Here is a 1,916-nt window from a genome sequence, read left to right as displayed (position 1 = left end):
TGAACTCTGTATGCTCTAAATTCTTCACTTTTTCGTAACTCATTTTTGATTAGTTGAATTTCTATCTGTTTTACAATCCTATCAGACTTTCGCAGGAGGTCTAATCAATAGTGGGTTCGATCGAGATTACAGACAATCAGGCAAAATATTTTGGCTTGAAAGCTTATAGTCAATTTAGTCCACTGATGGAAAAATGCTGTCTTTTAATCAGTGCCAACGAATCTTATCAAATGGCAGAAAAAGATTTGGAAAAATTGACGGGAATCAAAATTTCTCACAGTACATTACAAAGATTAGTCAAGAGACAAGAATTTGAATTGCCTACATCTAAACAAGGAGTCAAAGAAATTACATTAGATGGCGGTAAAGTTAGACTACGCAACGAAACCAAGGGCGAGAGCTGTTACTGGAAAGACTACAAAGCCGTATGTTTAGATAATGTTTATTCGGGAGCATTTTTTCAAAATAATCAAGATTTAATTGATTGGACTAATACCCAAAAATTACTACACCCTATGTATTGTTTAGGAGATGGTCATGCTGGAATTTGGAACATATTTAAAGAAATTGGAGACAATGAACAAAGACAAGAAATCTTAGATTGGTATCATCTGAAAGAAAATCTCTACAAGGTAGGGGGTTCAATAAAACGATTAAAATTAGCAGAAACTATGTTGTGGCAAGGCAAAGTTGATGAAGTTATAAATTTATTTAAAGACTTTAAAGGTCAAGCATTTAAAACGTTTTGCAATTATTTAGAAACCCATCGCTGCCGAATAGTTAATTACCAATACTACAAAGAAGAATCCATAAGCTCACTCTTGTTCGGGAACAGTTGAATCGATAATTAAACGCATTGGATTAAGGGTGAAAATATCGGGAGCGCAATGGAATATTGAGAACGTTTCCTCTATCCTTGCTCTTCGCTGTGCCTATCTCAACGGTCAACTTTCAATTTGATGTATTTGCCAAAGTGAGATGCACCCAAAGCCAACGGCAATCAATGAATTCAAGAATAGCCTGTCTCAAAAAATCAAAGCCTTGCTGGATCGAGCTCCTGACCAAGTAAAGAAATACAAGAAATTTCTGTTTTGGTGTAGTGACGAAACTCGATTAGGACTACATACAATTCATAGACGAAGGATAACACTCTTCGGTGTAAAACCCGTAGGAAAACATCAATGGAAATTTAAATGTTTTTGGCTGTATGGAGCAGTATCCCCCTCAACAGGAAGAAGTTTTTTTTGGGAATTTTCCCATTTGGATAAGGTTTGTTTTGAAGCATATTTGCAACAATTATCCCTTGAGTATCCTGATGAATTGCATATTATTCAAGTCGATAATGCTCCCGCTCATTTTTTAAGCAAATCTGAATTGCCAGACAATATTATTTTACTATTTCAGCCTCCTCATTGTCCTGAAGTAAATCCAACAGAAAGAGTGTGGGAATACATCAAAGAATTTTAAGCGAAAGTTAGTTTTTAGTAATCTTGACGAACTCCGCGTAAAAGTTCAGGAAATCTTAGCATCTTTAACGAATCATGTCATTGGTTTTCTCACAGGATGGTCTTGGATTTTACATTCTTTATCTCTAGCACATCTTTAAAAAAATGGTATAAGGGGCTTGCAATTAAATATCACCCCAGTTATGCTAGAAGGTCTAGGAAAAGAAATCGGACATGAGCGGTTGTGAGCTGTGTGATTAGGATGATAAAAATGATATTGAGTGAGCCAGTTAAATTGACATTCAAAGATGCTGCCAAAAAACTAACGGGCTATCGCCGTCGAGACTTTATGGCAAAAGTGGCTGAAGATTACTTCAATAGTTCAGCTCGGAAAGTAGAAACATTTATGGGATGGAACCGTTCCAGCGTTCAATTAGGCTTACATGAACGACGAACGGGGTTGATTTGTGT

Annotated in this window: 1 protein-coding gene and 2 pseudogenes; all 3 read left to right on the top strand. The window is 36.2% G+C overall.

The genetic code is table 11. The features are described from left to right. Window positions 1–104 precede the first annotated feature (104 nt). Window positions 105–960, top strand: a pseudogene (locus QUA02_RS33265) (ISKra4 family transposase); the annotation flags it as partial. Between the two features lie 18 nt (window positions 961–978). Further along, complete coding sequence (locus QUA02_RS33260; RefSeq protein WP_333033993.1) at window positions 979–1,467, top strand: IS630 family transposase; 489 nt, start codon at window positions 979–981, stop codon at window positions 1,465–1,467. A 249-nt stretch (window positions 1,468–1,716) separates the two neighbouring features. Next, window positions 1,717–1,916 (top strand): annotated as a pseudogene (locus QUA02_RS33255) (hypothetical protein); the annotation flags it as partial.

The sequence above is a fragment of the Microcoleus pseudofavosus SVA1_A4 genome (assembly GCF_036700565.1).
GTDB lineage: Bacteria > Cyanobacteriota > Cyanobacteriia > Cyanobacteriales > Microcoleaceae > Microcoleus.
The sequence above is the reverse complement of the archived record's forward strand: the minus strand, read 5'-3'. Positions and strand labels throughout refer to the sequence as shown.